The organism is Longitalea arenae, from assembly GCF_016924755.1.
GTDB lineage: Bacteria > Bacteroidota > Bacteroidia > Chitinophagales > Chitinophagaceae > Niastella > Niastella arenae.
Window position 1 is genome coordinate 114,441 of the sequence record NZ_JAFFJX010000006.1, and the last position, 21,376, is coordinate 135,816.

21 protein-coding genes are annotated in these 21,376 nt (G+C 45.8%); 14 read left to right on the top strand and 7 right to left on the bottom strand.

Annotated features, from left to right (window positions below; translation table 11 throughout):
* The first annotated feature begins 8 nt into the window (after window positions 1–8).
* The 7 genes from JT717_RS15205 to JT717_RS15235 all read left to right on the top strand — a co-directional run bounded on the left by JT717_RS15205 (window position 9) and on the right by JT717_RS15235 (window position 8,471).
* A complete protein-coding gene (locus JT717_RS15205; protein WP_205511348.1) occupies window positions 9–2,501 on the top strand; it encodes a TonB-dependent receptor in 2,493 nt (830 codons plus the stop codon).
* A 535-nt stretch (window positions 2,502–3,036) separates the two neighbouring features.
* Window positions 3,037–3,528 carry a YajQ family cyclic di-GMP-binding protein gene (locus JT717_RS15210; protein WP_205511349.1) on the top strand — a complete coding sequence of 164 codons (492 nt, stop codon included), beginning with the start codon at window positions 3,037–3,039 and terminating at the stop codon, window positions 3,526–3,528.
* Window positions 3,529–4,085: 557 nt separating this feature from the next.
* Window positions 4,086–4,337 carry a type B 50S ribosomal protein L31 gene (locus JT717_RS15215; protein WP_081148966.1) on the top strand — a complete coding sequence of 84 codons (252 nt, stop codon included), beginning with the start codon at window positions 4,086–4,088 and terminating at the stop codon, window positions 4,335–4,337.
* Between the two features lie 585 nt (window positions 4,338–4,922).
* A complete protein-coding gene (locus tag JT717_RS15220; protein ID WP_205511350.1) occupies window positions 4,923–5,984 on the top strand; it encodes a putative sugar nucleotidyl transferase in 1,062 nt (353 codons plus the stop codon).
* A 32-nt stretch (window positions 5,985–6,016) separates the two neighbouring features.
* Window positions 6,017–6,778 carry a triose-phosphate isomerase gene (gene tpiA / locus JT717_RS15225; protein WP_205511351.1) on the top strand — a complete coding sequence of 254 codons (762 nt, stop codon included), beginning with the start codon at window positions 6,017–6,019 and terminating at the stop codon, window positions 6,776–6,778.
* A gap of 193 nt (window positions 6,779–6,971) precedes the next feature.
* Window positions 6,972–7,403, top strand: coding sequence for a hemerythrin domain-containing protein (locus tag JT717_RS15230; RefSeq protein WP_205511352.1), 432 nt, complete (start codon window positions 6,972–6,974; stop codon window positions 7,401–7,403).
* 159 nt (window positions 7,404–7,562) lie between these two features.
* Window positions 7,563–8,471, top strand: a complete 909-nt coding sequence (locus tag JT717_RS15235) for a glycosyltransferase family 9 protein (RefSeq protein WP_205511353.1) — start codon at window positions 7,563–7,565, stop codon at window positions 8,469–8,471.
* Here JT717_RS15235 and JT717_RS15240 read toward each other — a convergent pair.
* Entirely contained in the window at window positions 8,449–9,579 is a 1,131-nt protein-coding gene (locus tag JT717_RS15240) for a glycosyltransferase family protein (RefSeq protein WP_205511354.1), read from the bottom strand. The genes JT717_RS15235 and JT717_RS15240 overlap by 23 nt on opposite strands.
* Before the next feature lie 60 nt (window positions 9,580–9,639).
* Between JT717_RS15240 and JT717_RS15245 the strand changes: the two genes are divergently transcribed.
* Together JT717_RS15245 and JT717_RS15250 are read left to right on the top strand one after the other, a co-directional pair.
* Window positions 9,640–11,103: a flippase gene (locus JT717_RS15245; protein WP_205511355.1), complete on the top strand. Its 1,464-nt coding sequence runs from the start codon at window positions 9,640–9,642 to the stop codon at window positions 11,101–11,103.
* A gap of 13 nt (window positions 11,104–11,116) precedes the next feature.
* Window positions 11,117–12,142: a glycosyltransferase gene (locus tag JT717_RS15250; protein WP_205511356.1), complete on the top strand. Its 1,026-nt coding sequence runs from the start codon at window positions 11,117–11,119 to the stop codon at window positions 12,140–12,142.
* Here JT717_RS15250 and JT717_RS15255 read toward each other — a convergent pair.
* Genes JT717_RS15255 through JT717_RS15265 form a run of 3 tightly spaced genes read right to left on the bottom strand, consistent with a single transcriptional unit; the run spans window position 12,108 to window position 13,763 of the window.
* On the bottom strand, window positions 12,108–12,935 hold the full coding sequence (locus tag JT717_RS15255) for a hypothetical protein (protein ID WP_205511357.1): 828 nt from the start codon (window positions 12,933–12,935) through the stop codon (window positions 12,108–12,110). The two genes, JT717_RS15250 and JT717_RS15255, sit on opposite strands and share 35 nt — an antisense overlap.
* Window positions 12,932–13,480 carry a hypothetical protein gene (locus JT717_RS15260; protein WP_205511358.1) on the bottom strand — a complete coding sequence of 183 codons (549 nt, stop codon included), beginning with the start codon at window positions 13,478–13,480 and terminating at the stop codon, window positions 12,932–12,934. The genes JT717_RS15255 and JT717_RS15260 overlap by 4 nt, the downstream gene beginning before the upstream one ends.
* A gap of 28 nt (window positions 13,481–13,508) precedes the next feature.
* Window positions 13,509–13,763 carry an acyl-CoA-binding protein gene (locus tag JT717_RS15265; protein WP_205511359.1) on the bottom strand — a complete coding sequence of 85 codons (255 nt, stop codon included), beginning with the start codon at window positions 13,761–13,763 and terminating at the stop codon, window positions 13,509–13,511.
* A 220-nt stretch (window positions 13,764–13,983) separates the two neighbouring features.
* Here JT717_RS15265 and JT717_RS15270 point away from each other — a divergent pair, with 220 nt between their 5' ends.
* Complete coding sequence (locus JT717_RS15270; RefSeq protein ID WP_205511360.1) at window positions 13,984–14,442, top strand: CBS domain-containing protein; 459 nt, start codon at window positions 13,984–13,986, stop codon at window positions 14,440–14,442.
* A gap of 71 nt (window positions 14,443–14,513) precedes the next feature.
* Here the strand turns inward: JT717_RS15270 and JT717_RS15275 are convergent, their stop codons facing one another.
* Window positions 14,514–15,905: a sialate O-acetylesterase gene (locus JT717_RS15275; RefSeq protein ID WP_205511361.1), complete on the bottom strand. Its 1,392-nt coding sequence runs from the start codon at window positions 15,903–15,905 to the stop codon at window positions 14,514–14,516.
* Window positions 15,906–16,146: 241 nt separating this feature from the next.
* Complete coding sequence (locus JT717_RS15280) at window positions 16,147–16,572, bottom strand: OsmC family protein (RefSeq protein WP_205511362.1); 426 nt, start codon at window positions 16,570–16,572, stop codon at window positions 16,147–16,149.
* 49 nt (window positions 16,573–16,621) lie between these two features.
* Between JT717_RS15280 and JT717_RS15285 the strand changes: the two genes are divergently transcribed.
* The 4 genes from JT717_RS15285 (at window position 16,622) to JT717_RS15295 (ending at window position 20,149) form a co-directional block, all read left to right on the top strand.
* Window positions 16,622–17,422 carry a hypothetical protein gene (locus JT717_RS15285; protein ID WP_205511363.1) on the top strand — a complete coding sequence of 267 codons (801 nt, stop codon included), beginning with the start codon at window positions 16,622–16,624 and terminating at the stop codon, window positions 17,420–17,422.
* A 107-nt stretch (window positions 17,423–17,529) separates the two neighbouring features.
* Window positions 17,530–17,661, top strand: a complete 132-nt coding sequence (locus JT717_RS28635; RefSeq protein ID WP_255552994.1) for a hypothetical protein — start codon at window positions 17,530–17,532, stop codon at window positions 17,659–17,661.
* 532 nt (window positions 17,662–18,193) lie between these two features.
* Window positions 18,194–19,129, top strand: a complete 936-nt coding sequence (gene lipA / locus JT717_RS15290; RefSeq protein ID WP_205511364.1) for a lipoyl synthase — start codon at window positions 18,194–18,196, stop codon at window positions 19,127–19,129.
* 84 nt (window positions 19,130–19,213) lie between these two features.
* Entirely contained in the window at window positions 19,214–20,149 is a 936-nt protein-coding gene (locus JT717_RS15295; RefSeq protein WP_205511365.1) for a phosphodiester glycosidase family protein, read from the top strand.
* Window positions 20,150–20,318: 169 nt separating this feature from the next.
* Here JT717_RS15295 and JT717_RS15300 read toward each other — a convergent pair whose 3' ends face one another.
* A complete protein-coding gene (locus tag JT717_RS15300; RefSeq protein WP_205511366.1) occupies window positions 20,319–21,299 on the bottom strand; it encodes an ROK family protein in 981 nt (326 codons plus the stop codon).
* Window positions 21,300–21,376 lie beyond the last annotated feature (77 nt).

Here is a 21,376-nt window from a genome sequence, read left to right on the forward strand (position 1 = left end):
AATAGCACATGAAAAATACGTCTACCTGGTTAACGGGCATATTATGTTTTCTTTCCATTGTTGTTACTGCACAAAATAGGTCGGGTAAAGTAAGTGGCGTTATCACCGATGCAGATGCTCAACCAGTAGAATCGGCCAGCGCTTCCTTGCAAAGGGCAAAAGATTCATCGCTGGTTAAGGTAGCGGTTACCGACAAATACGGACTTTTTGAGTTTGATAACATTTTACAGGGAGATTATTTTGTCACCGTTACAGCTGTTGGTTACAAAAAGATCAGCAGCAAACGTTTTACAGTTCCGGTTGCATCGACGTATAAAATACCATCCTTTCAATTACAAAAAGCCGACGCAAAGACCCTGGGTGAAGTTACCGTCTCTGCTAAAAGACCCCTGATCGAGAACAAGATCGATCGAATGGTAGTGAATGTAGAGGCCGCACCAACCAATGCCGGCGCATCGGCCCTGGAAGTGCTGGAAAAATCGCCCGGCGTTACGGTAAGCAATGAAGGAGAGATCAGCCTGAAAGGCAAACAGGGGGTGCGGGTGATGCTGGATGGTAAACCAACCTATTTGTCGCCGGCCGATCTGGCCAATCTGTTAAAGAACCTGCCGGCATCAGCCCTGGATCAGATCGAGATCATGACCAACCCACCGGCCCGCTATGACGCCAGCGGCAATTCAGGCATTATCAATATCAAAACCAAAAAGAGCCTTACGGAAGGATTGAATGGTAGTATCTCAATCGGTGGCACCGTGAGCAATTGGAAATACCGTAGTAATTCCTGGGAGTATCCGGTACGCGGTACCAGCAGCATCAACCTCAATTACCGGAAAGGCAAATGGAACCTCTTTGCAAATTACAATTACAATTACCGTGAGGGCCGGGGTTCGCTGGAACTGGACCGCCGCTTTTTCGAAAAGGACGGTTCGTTGAATTCCACCTCGTTTACCAATACCCAATTCATCGGCCGCAACAACAATCAAACGATAAAGGCAGGCTTCGATTATTACGCCAATAAAAAGAACGTTATCGGCGTAGCGCTTACCGGGTTCGGATTTTTTGGGCGCCCTTATCCAACCAGTTCCCAGACGATATTCAGGCCCGATGGAAGCATTGAATCGGTACTGGAATCCAGGATCGCCAACAGGAATAACTTCTTTAATTATTCTGCGAATATAAATTACAAGCATACATTCGATTCAACCGGGCATGAGCTCACTGCCGATATTGATTATATCGGTTACCTGAACAGTGCCAGGAACACCTTGTACACTTCCATTTACGACAATAACGGCGGAGCCCTGGGCGGCCTTACCCTGTCAGGAGATATTCCCGGGTTGATCAATATCTATTCGGCCAAAGCCGACTATGTACGCCCGCTTAAAAATAATTTGCGCTTCGATGCCGGCTTTAAGGTAAGCTACGTAAAGAATGACAACGAAGTAAAATACGAACGCAACGACAACGGCACCTGGAAACCAGACAACCGCTCGAACCACTTTATTTATAGAGAAAACATAAATGCAGGTTATATAAGCTTTAATAAGAAGTGGAAGAAATGGAGCGGACAGGCAGGCCTGCGTATTGAAAATACCATTGCCAAGGGAAAACAGGTCACCAATGATTCCAGCTTTACCCGCAATTATACCAGCCTGTTCCCTACGGCATATATCAATTACGAAGCCAGTAAAAATCATGCTTTCACGTTAACCTATGGCCGCCGTATAGAAAGGCCTAATTACCAGGACCTGAACCCTTTCATCTGGTTCTTGGATTCCTTACAATACCGCCAGGGCAATCCATACCTGCTGCCTCAATATGCCAACAATATTGAGTTCCGGCATACCTGGAAAGGGCGATTCACCACGACGATCAATTATACGCTTACCGACGATGTGATATCGCAGCTCCTGAAACAAAACACCGAAAAAAGGATCACCTTTCTCACAACCGATAATGTAGCGAAGTTCAAGAATATCGGTCTGGCCATCAACGCTCCTTTTTCACCGGTAAAGAACTGGAATGTGAACCTTTTTGTAAACGTATTCAATAACCGGTATGAAGGCATATACTTCAATTCATTCACCGGCAATAACGATCCTATTGACATAAGTTATACCTCGGCGCTGGTAAACGTTAGTAACACATTTACCTTCAAAAAAGGATGGAGTGGGGAAGTGAGTGGTTGGTACCGGGGCAAGGCCATTGAGCAGTTAACGATCGCCGACCCGATGTTCTTCCTGAACCTGGGAGTGCAAAAAATGGTGATCAGGGGGAAAGGCACCCTGCGGCTGAATGTGCGCGACCCGTTCCACTGGCAGCAATTCAGGGGGCGTACGCTGTACAGCGATATAGATGTGAAGATCTTTAACCGCTGGGATAATCGAAATATTACGGCAACCTTCAGTTACCGCTTCGGTAAAAGCTCCGTGGCCCAGGCCCGTCGCAGGAATACCGGCGCCGCCGAAGAACAGAACAGGGCAGGAGGAAGTCAGAATTAGCTAATGTGCTAATTTGCTGATGTGCTAATGGAATACAGTCAGAATTAGCTAATGTGCTAATATGCTGATGTGCTAATGGAATACAGTTAGAATTTGCTGATGTGCTGATGTGCTGATGTGCTAATGGAATACAGTCAGAATTAGCTAATGTGCTAATGTGCTGATGTGCTAATGGAATACAGTCAGAATTTGCTGATGTGCTAATGTGCTGATGTATTAATGGAATACAGTCAGAATTTGCTGATGTGCTAATGTGCTAGTGGAATACAGGATCCAAGATATAATGATTGTTGTTGGTGGAATACGCAAACGTCCAGGTAACACGAGCTCCCAATAAGTTGGGTACCGTCTAATTTCATAATTAGCACATCAGCAAATTATCACATTATCACATTAACCTTTGTTCTCTCCGTTTCATGTGCAACACTAAGCCCTGACGATCGCGTCGGGGCATTTTTATGACGGCATTTTCACTTATACTATCTAATTAAGTACATTCGTGCCCTGATACTATTCAGTACTTTAAATTAACGCTATGCCTTCGTTTGACATTGTTAGTAAAGTGGACGGACAGGCACTGGACAATGCAGTGAATGTAACCACTAAGGAAATCACCAACCGCTTCGATTTTAAAGGGTCGCATGTGGTGATCAATCTCGACAAAAAAGAATTCAAGATCAACATTGAGGCCGAGGATGACATGAAAATGCGTCAACTGATAGACGTATTGATCAACCGGGCGCACAAACAGAACATTTCACCGGAAGCCTTTGACCTCTCGAAAGAGTCGTATCAAAGCGGCAAACTGGTAAAGCAGGAGGTTCTTGTAAGAAACGGCCTGAAACAGGAAGATGCCAAAAAGATCGTGAAACTCATTAAAGATTCCGGCCTGAAAGTACAGGCTCAGATCAACGACGATATCGTTCGCGTTACCGGTAAAAAGATCGATGACCTGCAGGAAGTGATCCAGCTCTGCCGCAATGCCTCCCTGGGCATTCCCCTGCAATTTGAGAATATGAGAAGTTAAAGCACCGTTGTATATAGCCAAGAGTTACAAGTTCCAGGTTTCAGGGCGCCCTCCAGTTGTGAATGCTTCCCGGTTTAGCATCCTGCACCGATAGCCATGTAACTTGTAACCTGTAACAGCTCTTGGCACAGGAAAGCCGGGAACCGGCCCCTGTGGATAATTAAGTGCAGAACAGGTGTAAAAGATAACCGGCTGAAATTTGGGAAAGAAGTAATATAATAAGTAACTTAGGTATAGAAAATCGCAGTAGACTGGTAAAATGGTTCAATGCGATTAGCGGAAAGCATTGGGTATACAGGTTATACGTGCTCGTAGCAGGTATAAAATGGATCCGGTGCTTTCTTTTTTATTTCTTGCCTTAAAAAATTACTTTTACCTACCAGTTTATTAATTTTCCATTTATCTTTATTAAATATTTAAAGAAGTCAGGAATAAAATTTAATTTGGCGGAGTTATACGGGAGAGCTAATTTTGCGGCTTTGCTGATAAAACCAGCATAACAAATCATTAAACAGCTAGTACCGCAAAATCGGTGCACAATTTAAAATCAAAGAGTTATGAAAAAGGGACTTCATCCCGAAAATTATCGGTTCGTAGTTTTTAAAGATATGAGTAACGGGTACAGTTTCCTCAGCCGTTCTACTTCACCTTCAAAAGAAACTATCAAATGGGAAGATGGTAATGAATACCCTCTCATCAAATTAGAAATTTCTAATACATCTCACCCCTTCTTCACCGGTCAAAACGTACTGGTTGATACAGCGGGTAGGATTGATAAATTCAAGAAACGTTACGAAAAGAAAAAATAAAAAGCGTAATTTCAATACAAACATTTTTGTTTTTCATGGCTATACTTTCCCTTTCCTGTTCTCAGGAAGGGGATTTTTCTTTTTATACGGATCTATTCAATACAGATCAAATGATCCCTGTCTTCAACTTACACACTGTTTTAAAGAACATTTTACTTCCGTTCGTTAGTTTATACCAATTGTTCAGGTAACAACAATGTTAAGGTGTCATTTATACATTAATGGCGCTGGTTTTGATTCCTGTCCTTACACTTCATGAAATAATACACCTGCAGAAGGTGTAACGTTGCATGCTTTCCAGGAAGTATCCCTGCTTTGTTAATACTTTGCTGTAGTTTTTATACCCATGCTGGCATCGTTGTATAACGATACACCCCCAGCAAGCGATCTCGATGTTCCGGATAGCTTCCTGATCCTTTTGAATTTCTGGCGGTTACTTATATAAATGCAGGAATTTGCAGGCAAGCAAACCAGGATTCACAGGAACTTAAAACCCTGAACTTTGACCGGTATATAAAAAATGAATTAAGTTTGACTGCCCAGCACTATCATTAGCACCGAATCAAGAAATAAGCACTAAGTATTATGAACAAAAGGGTATTTCTTTCCGATAAAGAAGTGGCTGATCATTTATTTCCCTTTACGCAAACCCGCTCTGTGGCCGATATCCGCATCGGCATTCTCACCATCCGCCAAAAATGGGAACGGCTCCTGGGTGAACCGGTGACCGTACTGAGAAAAGACGAAGAAGCAGCTGCAGATGCTATTGTTTTTGCCGCTAACATTATACCTACTGCCCAATTCATCCATTCTATGCTCGATGCCGGGGGAGCGCCTGCCCTGCAGCCCGATTACAGTTCGGTAAAGGTGTTGCAATATCCCTGGCATATATTTCTGTGGAATGACTGGGCTTTGCGCGAAGATTATCAACTGCTTACGCAACACCGGGTTTCAGCGCCCATCCCGGAGAGCGTGCAGGTGGTAAATGCCGGTAACCTGTTTATTGAGCCGGGCGCCGTTTTAAACCATTGCCTGCTGAATGCCTCAACCGGCCCCATTTATATCGGCCCTAATGCCGAGGTCATGGAAGGATCGCTGATCAGAGGCCCTTTTGCCCTGGGCGAAGGTTCGGTAGTAAAAATGGGAACGAAAATATATGGAGCGACCACCATCGGTCCGCACTGCGTCGTTGGGGGCGAGATCAAAAATTCCATCCTCTTTGGGTATTCCAACAAAGCCCACGACGGCTACCTGGGCGACTCGGTAATAGGCGAGTGGTGCAACCTGGGCGCCGGCACCTCCAATTCCAACATTAAAAATACGGCCAGCGAAGTGAATGTCTGGCATCACCCTACCCGCGAATACCTTCGTGCAGGCCTGAAATGCGGGTTGCTGATGGGCGATTATTCCCGTGCGGCCATCAATACTTCTTTCAATACCGGAACGGTGGTAGGCATTTGCGCCAATATCTTTGGCGAAGGCATGCCACCCAAGTTCGTACCCAGTTTTACCTGGGGCAACAAGGGGCTAAGCCTGTATGAATTTGAGAAAGCGCTCACAGATATAGGCAATTGGAAAAAATTAAAAAATCAGCTACTTACAGAAGCCGAAATAACTCAATTGAAACATATTTTTGGGCAATCATAAAAAGCCTTCATTACTAAAAAAGACGACTACTTATGCGCAAACAAATTGCTGCGGCTAACTGGAAGATGAATTGTACCTACCAACAAGGCGAACAGTTACTCAATGAGATCCTTTCAGCCAAAATTGCATTAAAAGAACATCAGCAAACCATTTTTGCCGTTCCTTTCCCCTACCTGATCATGGCAAAAAGTGAGACCGAGGAAGAGAACAATTATTTTGTTGCTGCTCAGAACTGTTATAACAAAAAATCAGGTGCTTACACCGGTGAGGTATCAGCCGAAATGTTGCAGTCGATCGGTATCCAATTCTGTGTGCTGGGTCACAGTGAGCGCCGTGAATATTTTCAGGAGTCGAACAAGATGCTGGCCGAAAAACTGGATCTCTGCCTGCAGCACAATATCACCCCCATATTTTGCTGCGGTGAGCCGCTGAACATTCGCGAAGCCAACACACAAAACAGCTTTGTAGAAACGCAGTTAAAGGAATCTCTTTTCCATTTATCAGATACAGATATCAAACGCATCGTGATCGCTTATGAACCCATTTGGGCCATTGGAACAGGAAAAACAGCCAGTTCTGAACAGGCCCAGGAAATGCATGCCTACCTGCGCAGTGTACTGGCCAAACAATATGGCGCTGCTACGGCCGATGCCATTTCTATCCTCTATGGCGGCAGTGTAAAAGCCAATAATGCGAAAGAATTGTTCAGCTGCCCGGACGTTGATGGCGGACTGGTAGGCGGCGCTTCACTGAATGCGTCAGAATTCATAACTATAATCAAGAGTTTAAAATAGCGCCTTCCGGCAGGATGCGAAGAAGTATGAAGTATGAGGTAACCTTCTTAACTTTTACCCCAGACTTCGTACTTCTTACTTTCAATTTCTTACTTCTTCCCCTTTGCCAATTGATTGTTAAAAGCCTTAACAATTTTTCCCCAGAAACCGCTTATGGATTGATTATTGTTTTCCTTTCCCGGGAGGAATTGTTATGGAACATTCAAAGGCATTACAGGTGCTATCCTGGCAACACAAGGAAGACAGGTTAAAGTGCCGTGAGTTTTTAAAAGATATCCAGCAGCAGCGCGATAAGACCAGTATCCGGCAACGGATCCTTCAATTCTGGAAGAACGAGCTGCAGAAGCATGTGGAGGCTGAAGAAGCGATATTATTCCCTTTTTTGCAGAAACATCATTTCCCTTTCAACTTCGTGAATATTCTCAAGCGGGAGCACGATACCATTCGCCTGCTGGCCGAACGCCTTAACCGGCACGACGAGGATTATTATCTGTATAAAGCCTTTATCAAACTGGTTGACCAGCATAGCCGCTTTGAAGATGAGATCATCTTCAGAAAAATGGAAGAATTGATTCCCCAACAGGAACTAAGTCAGCTAAATACGTCAATGGCTGCAGCACGCTGAACGCCCAACGCAGAACGCCAAACGCTTAGCCGCATTGAAACGTTTTTAGTTTTTAGGGAATTACCCATTAAAAAGAATTGCGTTCAGTGTTCAGCCTCAAGCGTTTTGCGTAAAATTATGTAGTTTAGCTCCCGCTAGTGCCGGAGAAAAAATTACATAATGACAAAGATTCTGCTAATTAAAACAGGAGCAGCCGGTGATGTTGTTCGTACTACCGTATTGTTGAATGCGCTGCAAGGGTCCGTTACCTGGGTTATCGACAGCAGGTATGAACCTATTTTACCAATAAGGCATCCCCATTTACACCGCGTAGTAACCCTCGACAATGCGTTCGAAACCTTACAGCACGAGATCTTTGATCATACGATTTCCCTTGAAGAAGATCATACCTGCGCCCTGCTCGCCTGCAGGGTACCTACCAAAAAACTAACCGGCATTTATCTCGAGAACAAACGGCTTACCTATACGCCTGATTCAGCCGGCTGGTACGACCTGAGCCTGCTATCAACGCTGGGCCATGCAGCCGCCAACGAGGCCAAAAAGCAAAATAAAGCCAGCTTTCAGCAATTGTTGCTGAATATGTTCGCACTACCCTTCAACGGCGAAGCCTATAGCATTTACCGCAATCATCAGATCAGGCCCGATCAGCGGGTGGTTGGTATTGAAACCAGGGTGGGGGCCCGCTGGCCCAATAAAGGCTGGAGCGGTTATCCGGCACTGATGAACAAACTCGAGCAACTGGGCTATGAATGCCGGCTGCTGCAGGAACGCAAGACCATTACAGAATACCTCGATGATATTGCCGCTTGTGGTTGTATCATTTCAGGCGATACCCTGGCAATGCATGTAGCCATGGCCTATCATATTCCTTCCATTGCTGTCTTTAATTGTACCAGTGCCGCCGAGATCTACGATTATGGCACGCTTAAAAAGATCGTAAGTCCCATGCTGATGCAAGCTTTTTACAAGACCAGCTTTTCACAGGCTGTTATCGATTCTATATCGCCGGAAGAAGTATATGCAGCATTTCTGCAACTTAAAGGGGTTAACCCATTGCAAAAAGTGTAGGGTTCCGTTCGCGCACTTTTGCAATCGTATATTCCCCTGAATTCAGCAGCGCCTGTTCTTCCCAGGCCTTGTACGCCGTTTTATTCTGCATGATTCCCGCCAGAAAATTCACCAGGTGTTCAATAGAAGTGTACCTGAAACAACTGCTTTCGAGGTTGGCCGAAATACGTAAAGCCTGTGGCGCAATGAAGGGGCGGGCATGTTTTATTACATCGAACATATTGCCCGATGATTTGGTGAGGCCATAGGTTTCAGGGATAGCGTAACATATTGCCGTATTGATGACGGAGGGTATATAAATAAAATGAGCGCTGTTCAGCTGCCTGTCAAACTCATCCTGGTGCACGATGCGGGTATCATAAACCGTTATTGTAGCATACTCCGTTTTCAGGGCGGCTGCCCGCTGAATAATGGCTTTGCCATAGGCATCGGTATGTCCGCCCAGAAGGGTAATATGCAACCGCAGTTTCCGGGCTTCCGCCATCTTCAGCAATTCAAAGGCCTCACGGTAATCGCGCCGTTTTTTGTCGAGCGACCCCGGCACCACGAGGTGCAGGTATTCATGAATGGTGAGCCTATGTTGTTCGCTTTCAAAAACAGCCCCCGGCACATTGTGGATCTGCATTTGTCCGCCCGTAGTTTCACGCAGGTAACCGATCATGGTATCAGAAACCACATTGTATTCAGTTACACGTTTAATGAGGGCCTTTTTGCCGATATGATGCATCAATTGCCGGAATTGATACGACCAGCGCGACCTAAACAGGCAATTAATGTCGTGCACAGTGATCACCACCCGCGCGATCCGCAGGGCGCCAATGACCCAGGCGTAGAACAGATGGTTATTGCTGATGGTATTGAGGTAAAAGATATCGAGTTTATGTTTTTTGGCCGCTTTGTACAATTGGCGGAAAAAGCGCCATTTACCGCCGGCAGGATCCAGTATTTCCCATTGAAAGCGGTGCACCCCTTCCTTAAACAGGTCGGCGAACCGGCCATATGTATCGGCATCGGTAAAGATCACAAGCTGATTGGCAGGCATATCAAACAATTGAATGACGGGGTAAGCGCCCTCAAAATGCTCCATTTCAAAAATGCCTGTTTTCATAATGATGAATATATTATGTTTGCAACGTACATAAAGGGCGCACCCATTACCCGTCAAAACTTGGCAAACTTAAAAAAAAATTTACTCTATAATTTTTTACTCTCCTGCAGCCAGGTGTTGCTGCCGCTTGTTTCGATCCCCTATATTTCGAGGGTACTGGACCCGGAAGGGATTGGGAAAATAAGTTTCATCGATTCATTAAGCTACTGCTTTGTTGCCATTGCCGAATTTGGTATTGTAGTATATGGTATCCGGGAGATCACCCGCGTAAAACACGATAAAGAGAAATTAGAAAAGACGGTATCGGAGCTGCTGGCCCTGCATTGCATCACCTCGGGCATTACCCTTGTTTTGTATAGCATTACAGTTTTTATACTTTGGCAGAAGATAGAGGATATCCGGCTGGTCTTTTTTTCGGTGGCCTTTTTACTCACCAATAGTTTTGCCTGCGAATGGTATTTCTGGGGACTGGAGAAATTCCGCTATATCACCATCCGCTCTTTTCTCAGCCGCTTACTGGGGCTTATTGCCATGTTTGTGCTGGTAAAAGCGCCAGCGGATTATTATATTTATTATGGTATTATTACAACAGTGGCCATTGCAAACCTGCTTACCAACCTGTTGAATGTATTCAGGGAAATACCTTTGCGTTTTCAGGCCCTGCAATGGAAACGCCATGTAAAACATGCTTTAACCACCTATTTTATCAGTCTGCTGTACAGTGTTATGGTTTGGCTCGATAATGTACTGTTGGGGATCATGACCACAGCGGCAGTGGTAGGCATTTATTCAATGTCGATAAAAATGATACGGGTAAGCGTTAGCCTTTTTACCGATATGTTCCTGGTATTATATCCCCGCACCTCCACTTTATTACACGAGGAAAAGGACAAAGAACTGGAGCAGACCATCCTACGATCGGTACAACTGGTGTTTATCATTACCATTCCCGCATCGGCAGGTTTATTCCTGCTGGCTGAACCATTGGTAAACGCTATACTGGCCGGGCGTTTTATACGTGCATCGGTCAATGTTCAGCTACTGGCATTACTGCCCTTAATAAAGACCTACGGCTTTTTCCTCAATAAACAGATATTGGTGGCCCACGGTAAAGAAAAACTTCAATTGTACGGCCTGGTCATTGGCAGTATGGTATATCTGTTATTAATGGTTGGACTGTCGTATTACCTGCAGGACCGGGGCGCCTGTTTAGCGATGATCCTAGGCGAATCGATTGTACTCGCCATGGGTTACCGGTATGTAAAAAAATACTTTCCGGGTATGCAGATATTCGATAAAGTTACTTTCTTACAATCTGTGCTGGCCTCCCTTTTATTTATCCCGGTAATATGGCTTTTGAAAATGTTCCTTCTATCACCTGTTTTGATCATTCTGTCGGCCCTGGCCACCTGTATACCGGTTTATTTTGTTACACAACTATGGCTGATGAAAAATAAACTGGTGCGCCATTTATATACAAGCGCCATCAGCGCACTGAAAAAAGCCACCGCAAATACCCAATAATCATTATCCGGAAATGCCAGCCGCAAAAAGATATTTTATAAAAGAACATTTACACCGGGAAGTATTTCACGGCGGCATCGGTAATGTAGATGCAGAAAAAATAATGATAGCGCAGGGCTATGAGGCTATCGAGTTTCCCGGCACCTTTGATTTTTCATTAAAGTCAAAATGGAAAAGGCTGCAGCAATTGATCAGGCTTTTTTTCAGCATTGGCGCCGGTGACCTGGTGGTTTTTCAATTTCCCTTATATGCAAAGATCCATGAGCTCCTGATACGATTGCTGCGTTTTAAAGGGGTACACATCATTTGTATGATCCTCGATATTGATGGATGGCGTAATGGCAACGAAATGATCCTTGAAAAAGAGAAGAAAGCATTTCGCCGGTTCAGGTACTTTATTGTACACAATGAACGAATGCAAAAATGGTTACAGGCCATCGTACCAAACGCCACGATTGCCCAGTTGCCATTCTTCGATTTCCTGGCCACACCCGCTTACCGGCACCGGCCAAAAGACAACCGCATTATTATTGCGGGTGACCTGCAAAAAACCGCTTTTATTCAAAAGCTGGGACAGGTTCCGCAGCTGTCATTTTCCATCTACGGCGGCGGTTATGCAGCTAATAATGAGTTTCCGCCAAATGTGTTGTATAAAGGGGTGTTTCCGCCCTATGAACTCGTGCATCACCTCGAAGGTTCATTCGGACTGATCTGGTATGGTTCAGACATCGACAATTTCACTGGAAATTATAGCAGTTATCTTACGGCAATTACTCCACATAAACTTTCATTGTTCATCATGGCGGGCATACCCCTGATCGTACCGGCCACATCTGCCAGCGCCATACTGGTAAAAGAATACCGTATCGGCTGTACGATCGAGCGCCTGTCGGAGATAAGCGACCTGATCAAAAGTGTAAGTGATAGTGCGTATCAAAAGATGGTCGACAATACGCGGCCCTTAGCTGCACAAATTAGCGAGGGTTATTTTCTTAAAAAAGCGCTCACTGAACTCGAACGAAAAATTTATGAAAGTTAACGAGTGTGCAATTGAGCACCATCAATTCCACAAAATTCGCATCAGCAATTAACCAGAAACCAACGGGGAGTAAGATTGACAACAATAACAGGTAGCGATCATATTTATAGGTAAAAAAACCAATTAAGAACAATCCTTCCATAACAATCCCGCTCAGGTAAGCCGCATTTATCCACCCCGGATGTTGTAAAGCCCATTGGTATAAGCCAGCCTTCCAGGAATTGGGTTCATAATATAATAAAGCAGCTGCATTCTTTTTCAGAATAAGCAAAGCCTGATCGGGATGTAACCAGGAGAACCGGAAGAATTTCCACAAAAAAGCATCGGCCCAGATAAATAGTAGAAAATAACGCAAGCCCCGCCAGAGAAAATTAAAGGTTTTGTAATTGGCGGCTGTAAAGGGAACGGCAATCATCAGCCACCCGATCTTGTGATTGGTATGATGGGCGCCGAATGTATTGAAGGTAATAAAATAAATGAAGTACAATATAATGAACGCCCAAATAAACACTCGTTTTCCGGGATACAAAAGCGGCAGGATGCAGAAGGTAAAAAGCGCCAGATCGAAAAGGCAGGCAACCCAAAAATGTGTGGTAATAAATTCAGGAATACCAAACCAGTGCATTACCCAATAGGTAAGATCTACATATGGATATTTTAAAACAGGTTGCTGCAGCTGATGTACCAGGTTGCCGGAAAAAAAAGACCAGATGAGCGAGGTTAATAACAACGCAAACACTACCCGGGCGATGCGGGTTTGCTGCCAGGGTGTATAAAAGTTAATATGGGTCACGGCCTTTCCCATTTTTCGAAGGGGTAAACGGCGTCTGTCACCAATGCCTTATCCGTATAATGAGCTTTTACAACATCAATTTGAAGCGAACGAACGGGCTGACCGGTTACCTGTTGCAGGTACCGGGCATACCAGTTTAAAAAAGCCGCTTGTTGCGGTCCGGTATTGAACAACGATCTTTCGAGGAACCGGATCTGCGCATAGCGATGCTGCAATTTGCTTTGCAGGAAACTGATGGTAGGATCCTGGTTATTATTGTCTTTTATTCTTTTATAATAGGCGAGGGGAGTAGAGAGGTAAAACCGCGTATCGGTATTGGGATGATCATAAATATTAACAACTGTAGAGTCGTTAATAGTGGTTCGCAGGATCTCATATTGTTGAACAGGCTTTTCCTTTTCAGAGTACATACCCCAAACAAAAAAAGGCGTCACTTCATCGCCCAATAAGTTGGCCATTAGGGTGAGGGCTGTGAAAACAGTTAAAATATAACACAATCTTTTGTTGTGATGCCATACCTGGTAGAGGAAAGTTCGATGTATCATGTAGTCCTTCACATAAGTGGTTAGCGGATTATTTCAGTTTTGAAACCAGTTCCACATATTCCTGCATAGCAGATTCCTTTGTCTTTCCCTTTACCCCTTCCCATGCATTGAATTTGGCTTTGGCAACAAAATCGAAGGCATTGGCCGGCGGTTCTAAATTAATATCGCCTTCGGTAGCCTGCTTATACAAGGCGTATAATTGTAGCAGGATATCGTTTCCCGGTTTTTCGGTTAAGGTTTTACTACGGGCTACCGCCTGATCGAATTGTTCCTGGATATTCATATGATACTTATTTATTTTGCCTGCTGCGAAAATAGGCGTTTCCGGGCACTCCCGGCTGTAAAACAGCCGCCGTTTACCGGCCCATGTCGGCTGTAACAGGACAGTTCATGAAAGCTCGCATTTATTTTGTAATAAATTTATCGCGAATATGTTATTCGGAAAATGATTTATATCATTTGTTATATTAAATAATATACGAACTTTAAAAGAAAAGTCATTCATGAGAACGGTAGACGATCTTATTGCCAGTAAACCCCGTCCGGAAAATTTCATTCAGCCAGATGCATTGGTGATTGATGCCCTGCGCCAGCTCGACCAGGTGAATTTAAGTTACCTGATCGTGATGGAGGGAAAGACGTACAAGGGTATTTTTTCCGAACGTGATTACAGTCGGAATGTAGTTTTAAAAGGCCGCAGCAGCAGTTCGGCCCTTGTGAAGGAAGTAATGACCACCGATCTGCCGGTAGTATCGCCCCAGGACACGGTGGAACATTGCATGACCCTGATGACCAGGAACAAAGCCCGTTACCTGGTAGCGCTGGATAGCGACCAGTTCATGGGTATTATCACTATTCACGATCTGCTTAGGTTGATCTTAGCCAATAAAGCGGAAGCCTTCGACGATGCGATCACGAAGAAGCTGATAGATATAAACGAAGGACCGGGACGCATTTACTAGTTCATCATTCATTTGTTCAGGCTATTAAGTAACCGTGCCACGGTTTAAAAATCGTGGCACGGTTAATATAACTACCAATTATCAGTTCTGAACGGATCCACCGGTAAGCCTTCCTTACCAAATAAATTACCCATGGCGGTATTGGTGAAACCATAGCGCACAGCCACCGGCTCTTTCACCTGCTTGCTTGAAACAACCAATTGATCGTTCTCGATCTTCCCATCAGCCGGGTAAAACTGACGGTCGCTGCCCGCCACATACAGTTCGGTAACTGTTTTTCCTTTAACCATCAAACCGGCAGGCGCATTATCAAAGGAGATATATGCTTTACCCTTCTTCACTTCCATATTTTTAAACACAGGGCTTTTATAAACGATGCCTTCTTTCTTGTATGTGTCATGCAAAGCCCAGTTGGCGAGGCGGGCGCCTACATCATGTTTATTGATTGGGTGAATATTATTGGTATCGGCTACCAGGTCCGTAATAACTACCATGCCTGTATGCGGGAAGGACATTGACTTTGTTTGCTGTTCGCGTAATAAGGCCCCGATGAGCGGACTGTTATACTTGTAAGGAGCGATCTGCACATAATAAAAAGGGAACTCTTTATTCCATGCTTTGCGCCAGCTGTCGATCATGGTGGTGAATAATTTGCCGTAGGTAGCGGCCGTTTCTGTATTGCTTTCGCCCTGGTACCAGATAGAACCAGCAATGCCATACCTGGTAATGGGGGCAATCATGGCATTATAAGTATAACCGGGGGTAATGGGCCAACGCGCATCGTTCTTTTGTTTGGCCGCGGCAGCTTTCAGCTCGGCATCATTGTTCACTTTTTCTTCGGGCGTCCACACTTCAGCGGGTGTACCTCCCCAGCTGGCATTGATCAAACCGATGGGAACGTTCAGCTGCTGGTTCAGTTTCTTGCCAAAGAAATAGCCAACAGCGCTGAAAAATTTCAGGGTATTGGAATCGCAGATCGTCCATTTGGCAGCGCAATCATCCTGTGGATATACTGCCGTGGTTTTGGGGATATGAAAGAAACGGATATTCTTATTATAACAGGTAGGTAATTCCGCAGCTATATCAGGCAGTTTATTATAATAGTTCCATTCCATATTCGACTGGCCCGAGCAAACCCATACTTCACCGATCATTACATTTTCGAGCACGATGGGCGCGGGTGTGTTGCTGCCCCAGATGGTGATGGTATACGGACCGCCGGCAGCAGGCGTTTGCACAGAAAACTGCCAGTTCGCATCACGGGTAGCCTTTAAGGTATCGGATCTATTATTCCAGGAAGTGGTGATGGCGATCTTTTCGCCGGGGCCGGCCCAGCCCCATAATTTTACGGATGATTGTTGCTGCAGCACCATATTACTGCTGATGACCGCGGGTAAACGGATGGCGGCATGGGAAGCAATTGCAAATGAACATAAGAAAAGGAACGAAGACCATTTTTTCATTGGTGATTTATTTATTTTTTCAAATTGGCCGGGCCCGTCGGGGCGACCGGTAAGACGGGCTTCATATTAAATAGCAATATAATGACAAGAAGAAGCAATCCAAATTGAAAAGGTTGTTTGCATTATAAAAAAAGCCGATGGATGTCCACCGGCTGAATCAATTGGCATAAGACAATAGGCAGGAAGCAATTAAAAAAATTTGGAATCCGCGATAATCGGCGGGTATTGCCTATTGCTATTGTCAATTGCCTATTGCTACAGGCTTCCAGTTGAAAGTCACGTTCACTTCAATATCGGGATGAATGCTGTACATAACGGGGCAGGTATTAGCCGCACGTTCGAGGATGGTCTTTTGTTTGTCATCAACCTGCAGGGTATCGGGGAAATGAAATGTTAAATTTATACCACCGATCCGGCGGGGATCAGCCTTCATGATCTTTTCTACATCGATCTTAATGCCTTTGATATCGAGATCCATATCCCTTGCTTTGATGCCCATGATCGTAAGCATGCAGGTTCCCAGGGCAGTTGCCACCATATCGGTCGGGGAAAAACGTTCGCCCATACCCTGGTTATCTGGCGGCGCATCGGTTTCAATAACGGATCCGGATTTTAAATGGGTACAAACCGTTCTCAGATTTCCTTCGTAAACTACTGTTGAGGTCATTATGTATATTTTTACCTTAAATTTACGTTTAATAATCAAATCATAGCCAGTGAAGAAATTTGTTTTGTTCCTTTTGGCTGGTACGCTTGCTACTCAATTATGGGCGCAAGATAATCCAACTCCCAAATCACCAACAGCAAGAAAAGACAGACAGGCCGCAAAACGTGAGAGAATCAACAACCTGCTGAAGCAGGAAGAAGAAGGAGAGATCATTTTCGCCAGGCAAAACGCTTTCGGAATAAAGTTGAATACCGATGGCTATGGACTTTCCTACGAAATAGGGCGGTTTAAGAGCGCACGTGTGGCTAATATTTTCCAGCTGGAAATAAATGAGAAAAAGCACAAGAAAGAAAAACGCACATCCCTGCTGAATGGCTTCAACTTCAACAGCGTCATTTACGGGAAGCTGAATAATTTCTACCAGGTAAAACTGGGCGCCGGTCAACAACGTATTATTGGAGGAAAAGGCAATAAGAACGGGGTAGCGGTTATGGCCGTTTATACCGGGGGCGTTGCCGTGGGATTGCAAAAACCCTATTTTGTAGATGTGGTTGACCAGGCAAACCAGCGCTACCGGAAAACATACCCCGAAATCATCGACAGCAATTATTTCGAACAGGGCGCTTCCGGTTTTACGGTAGGGTGGGACAGGGTGCAACCCAAATATGGCGTACACGCCAAAGGAGCCCTTCGGTTTGACTATGGCCGGTTCAATGAAACCGTAGCTGCCATTGAAGTAGGTTTGAATGCCGAATATTATATTCAGAAAGTATCGCAAATGGCTTATAATCCGGAGAAGAACTTTTTCTTCAATGCCTATATCTCCTTGTTACTGGGGCGGAGAAAGTGATGCCCCGCAGCCATATCCCCGGCCACAGGTCTAAAGGGGAAGAAAAAACATTCGAATGGAGGATCTTCTAAACAGAAGGTCCTCTTTTTTATATGGAAACTGAGAACATGAACCCGGAACCGCGGGCCCTGATCGATAAGCCTGTATCCGGCACCCGGCAACCTGCAACTGGAAACCGACTGGTAACCGGTAACTGGCAACTGGTAACCGGTAACCGGCAACTGGAAACCGACTGGTAACCGGCAACCGGCAACTGGCAACTGGCAAATGGCAACCAGCAACTGGCAACTGAAAACCGACTGGTAACTGGCAACCGGCACCCGGTAACCGGCAACTGGAAACCGACTGGTAACCGGCACCCGGTAACCGGCAACCGGTAACCGGGCAACCGGTAACCGGGCAACCGGTAACTGGAAACCGGTAACCGGTAACTGGGCAACCGGCAACTGGAAACCGACTGGTAACCGCAACCGGAAACCGGTAACCGGGCGACCGGTAACCGGTAACTGGCAACCGGTAACCGGTAACTGGAAACCGACTGGTAACCGGCAACTGGTAACCCGGCAACCGGCAACCGCCTTGCGCCTTCCCCCTGATTCCCAATAGATTTCCGCAGTTTTATGTTATTTTTGTGAACGATAAATAAAGGCCATTCCAGTAGTTGGCTATGTATCAAAGTGTTATAATCAGACTCAGCAACCTTTTGGGTTTTGGTGTGTTATTATACCTGGACCGTGAACACCCTAAGGTTTAATCAGAATAAAAAGACTTATGCAGGAATTACCCGTTATTAGTAATGTAAACGAATCGACTTCTGTTGTTAAAAAGCCTAACTGGTTGCGCGTAAAATTACCCACCGGCGAAAATTACCGGCATGTACGCAATCTGGTTGACACGCATAAACTACACACCATTTGTGAAAGCGGCAATTGTCCAAACATGGGCGAATGCTGGGGCGAAGGAACGGCCACTTTTATGATCCTGGGGAATGTATGTACCCGCAGCTGCGGCTTCTGCGCCGTAGCTACCGGCCGGCCCGATGCCGTTGATTGGGACGAACCCCAGCGGGTGGCGGAAGCCATTCACCTGATGAAAGTGAAACACGCGGTACTCACTTCCGTTGACCGCGATGAACTGAAAGACGGCGGCAGCACCATCTGGTATAATACCATCAAAGCCGTTAAAGCATTAAATCCCGATACTACACTCGAAACCCTAATACCTGATTTTAAGGGAAAGGCAGAAGACATCCAACGCGTCATTGACGCCGCACCGGAAGTAGTATCCCATAATATTGAAACGGTAGAACGCCTTACCCGCCAGGTACGCATTCAGGCCAAATACCGCCGCAGTATGGAAGTGCTGAAGATCCTGAAACAGGGCGGCATGCGCACCAAAAGCGGCATTATGTGCGGCCTGGGCGAAACCAGGGAAGAAGTGCTGCAAACCATGCAGGACCTGCGCAATAGCGGAGTTGATGTGATCACCCTGGGACAATACCTGCAACCTACCAAAAAACATTTGCCGGTATTGCGGTTTGTACATCCCGATGAATTTGCTGAGTATCGCGAAGCCGGTTACAATATGGGCTTTGACTATGTTGAAAGCGGTCCGCTCGTTCGTTCTTCTTATCACAGCGAACGCCACGTGATCCCTGGATACGGAAAAGAGCAGTGGTTGAAGCAGAAAGAAATGATGGTTCAATAATGAAAATGAAGTAAGGATTCGGATCTTACGATTTCATTATTCACTTTCCTGTTCATATTGCTTACTCAATATTCAATATTAACATTGCTTGGTCTTTTACCCGCGTTTGGGTTTACCCAACTGAAATGGGTAAAAGCGAACAACGAATTCGACAGCCTGCCTCCGTCCATTCGCATTTTTAAAACAAGCGATTCTTTGAACGGCCGGCCTTTTAAAGCCTGGTGCGCGGAAGTAAAACTGAAAGACAAACGACTCGATTTTTCGACGCAGACAGGCGATGGCAACTGCTATACACCGGCGCAATTCTTCAACAACGAAGGAAAGCCATATATCGTCGTAAACGGCGGTTATTTTTCCCCGCAAACCCATCAGAACTTAAGCCTGATCATTCGCGAAGGAAAAATAGTAGCCTATAATGTTCCTGCCCTCAAAAGCCTGTTCAGTGATTCTTTTTATTATGCCACCCGCAGCGCTTTTGGCATTTCCAAAAACCGGCAGGCGGATGTAGCCTGGGTCTTTACCGACACGGCTACGCGATGGCCTTATGGCTTTCAAACGCATCCCATTATTGCCAAAGGAAGCAATCCCGATCCAACATTTGCCGACCTGCATACCATTGAACACTGGAACTGGTGGAAAATGCATACCGCCGTTGGCGGCGGTCCGGTCCTGGTGCAGGAAGGGGCTGTTTTAATTACCAATAAAGAAGAACAACTATATGCCTTTGAAAGGAACGACCGGCATCCGCGTACGGCGATGGGGTACACCCGCAATAACCGCCTGATCATCCTGGTTATACAGGGCCGTGCGCCCGGTATTGCCGAAGGCGCTACCCTCGATGAGGAAGCGCGGATACTGGTTGACTTGGGTTGTGTGGAAGCGATTAATCTCGATGGCGGCGGCAGCAGCTGTATGCTCGTCAATGGAAAGGAAACCATTCAGCCGGCAGATAAAGAAGGCCAACGCCCGGTAGCCAGTGTGTTCATAGTGAAGAAAAAGCAGCCCCGAAGTAAGAAGTAGGAGGCAGGAAGTAAGAAAAACCGGAAAGTTTATAAGAAAATAAAAAAGGGACAAAGCAAATTTCAGGAATCCGGCTTTGTCCCTTTAACATTATAAACCATACAATCTTCGTAACTCTTAGGTCTTACTTCTCTGGTTCAAGCCGTGTACGAAGAACGAAAATTATCATTTAAACAACCTTGTCGGTTTTTACTTCCCATACCAAAGCGCTTGCCCCCAGCACCGCTGCATCCGCCTCGCGCAGTTCAGAGAACAAGAGTTTCACTTTGTTCTGGAAGATCGGCAGCAGGTTCTTTTCCATATGCTCGCGGGTGGGCTTCAGGATCAGATCGCCGGCCTTGGTCATTCCACCGAATAAAATGATGGCCTCGGGAGAAGAGAACATCACAAAATTGGCCAGCGCCAGTCCCAGTACCTCACCGGTATATTCATACACTTCTTTGGCTATTTCGTCGCCCTGCATGGCACATTCATACACGATGCGGGAATCGATCTCTTCCTTCGCATAATTGCGCAACAGGCTGTCGCGTTTCAGGTCACGCTCCAGGAACTCGATGGCAGTGAGTGATACACCGGTTGCTGAAGCATAGGATTCGAGCGAGCCCCGTAAGCCGGTGCCTTTGTGCAAACGGCCGCCGGGGATAATGGTGGTATGCCCCAGTTCGCCGGCAAAACCATCATGCCCATAGATCAGCTGACCATTGGCCACGATGCCGCTGCCTACGCCGGTACCCAGCGTGATCATTATAAAATCGCGCATACCGCGGGCCACGCCATACATCATTTCACCCACCGCAGCCGCATTGGCGTCATTGGTGAGGGAACAGGGAATGCCGAATTTATCGTTCATCAGCTGGATCAGGGGAACCAGTCCTTTCCACGGTAAATTCGGGGCATATTCAATCGTGCCTTTGTAATAGTTGCCGTTGGGCGCACCTATACCGATACCACGCACGGCATTGATGCCGCCAATTTGATCGATGGCCGGAGCCAGGGCGGCGGCCAGTTCATCAATATAATCGTTTACATCCTTGTGTTTGCGGGTTGAAATGGCTCCCCGGTAGGAAATATCCCCCCGGTGATCTACGATCCCGAATACGGTGTTGGTGCCGCCAATGTCTATTCCGATGGCATACTCTTGTTGTCTCATTGCATTTAATCAGTTTCTTTAGTTTCAGTCTTTATCCAACATGTCTCTGCCGGACTGCAAATTGCCAATTGCCCTTT

Coding starts and splice junctions, on each gene's coding strand:
- JT717_RS15280 (WP_205511362.1), bottom strand. CDS start 16,572: ATGACCTCAACAGTAGTTTACGAAGGAAATCTGAGAACGGTTTGTACC.
- JT717_RS15230 (WP_205511352.1), top strand. CDS start 6,972: ATGGAACATTCAAAGGCATTACAGGTGCTATCCTGGCAACACAAGGAA.
- JT717_RS15265 (WP_205511359.1), bottom strand. CDS start 13,763: ATGAATATCCAGGAACAATTCGATCAGGCGGTAGCCCGTAGTAAAACC.
- tpiA (WP_205511351.1), top strand. CDS start 6,017: ATGCGCAAACAAATTGCTGCGGCTAACTGGAAGATGAATTGTACCTAC.
- JT717_RS15210 (WP_205511349.1), top strand. CDS start 3,037: ATGCCTTCGTTTGACATTGTTAGTAAAGTGGACGGACAGGCACTGGAC.
- JT717_RS15300 (WP_205511366.1), bottom strand. CDS start 21,299: ATGAGACAACAAGAGTATGCCATCGGAATAGACATTGGCGGCACCAAC.
- lipA (WP_205511364.1), top strand. CDS start 18,194: ATGCAGGAATTACCCGTTATTAGTAATGTAAACGAATCGACTTCTGTT.
- JT717_RS15205 (WP_205511348.1), top strand. CDS start 9: ATGAAAAATACGTCTACCTGGTTAACGGGCATATTATGTTTTCTTTCC.
- JT717_RS15220 (WP_205511350.1), top strand. CDS start 4,923: ATGAACAAAAGGGTATTTCTTTCCGATAAAGAAGTGGCTGATCATTTA.
- JT717_RS15250 (WP_205511356.1), top strand. CDS start 11,117: ATGCCAGCCGCAAAAAGATATTTTATAAAAGAACATTTACACCGGGAA.
- JT717_RS15270 (WP_205511360.1), top strand. CDS start 13,984: ATGAGAACGGTAGACGATCTTATTGCCAGTAAACCCCGTCCGGAAAAT.
- JT717_RS15235 (WP_205511353.1), top strand. CDS start 7,563: ATGACAAAGATTCTGCTAATTAAAACAGGAGCAGCCGGTGATGTTGTT.
- JT717_RS15275 (WP_205511361.1), bottom strand. CDS start 15,905: ATGAAAAAATGGTCTTCGTTCCTTTTCTTATGTTCATTTGCAATTGCT.
- JT717_RS15260 (WP_205511358.1), bottom strand. CDS start 13,480: ATGATACATCGAACTTTCCTCTACCAGGTATGGCATCACAACAAAAGA.
- JT717_RS15215 (WP_081148966.1), top strand. CDS start 4,086: ATGAAAAAGGGACTTCATCCCGAAAATTATCGGTTCGTAGTTTTTAAA.
- JT717_RS28635 (WP_255552994.1), top strand. CDS start 17,530: ATGAACCCGGAACCGCGGGCCCTGATCGATAAGCCTGTATCCGGCACC.
- JT717_RS15240 (WP_205511354.1), bottom strand. CDS start 9,579: ATGAAAACAGGCATTTTTGAAATGGAGCATTTTGAGGGCGCTTACCCC.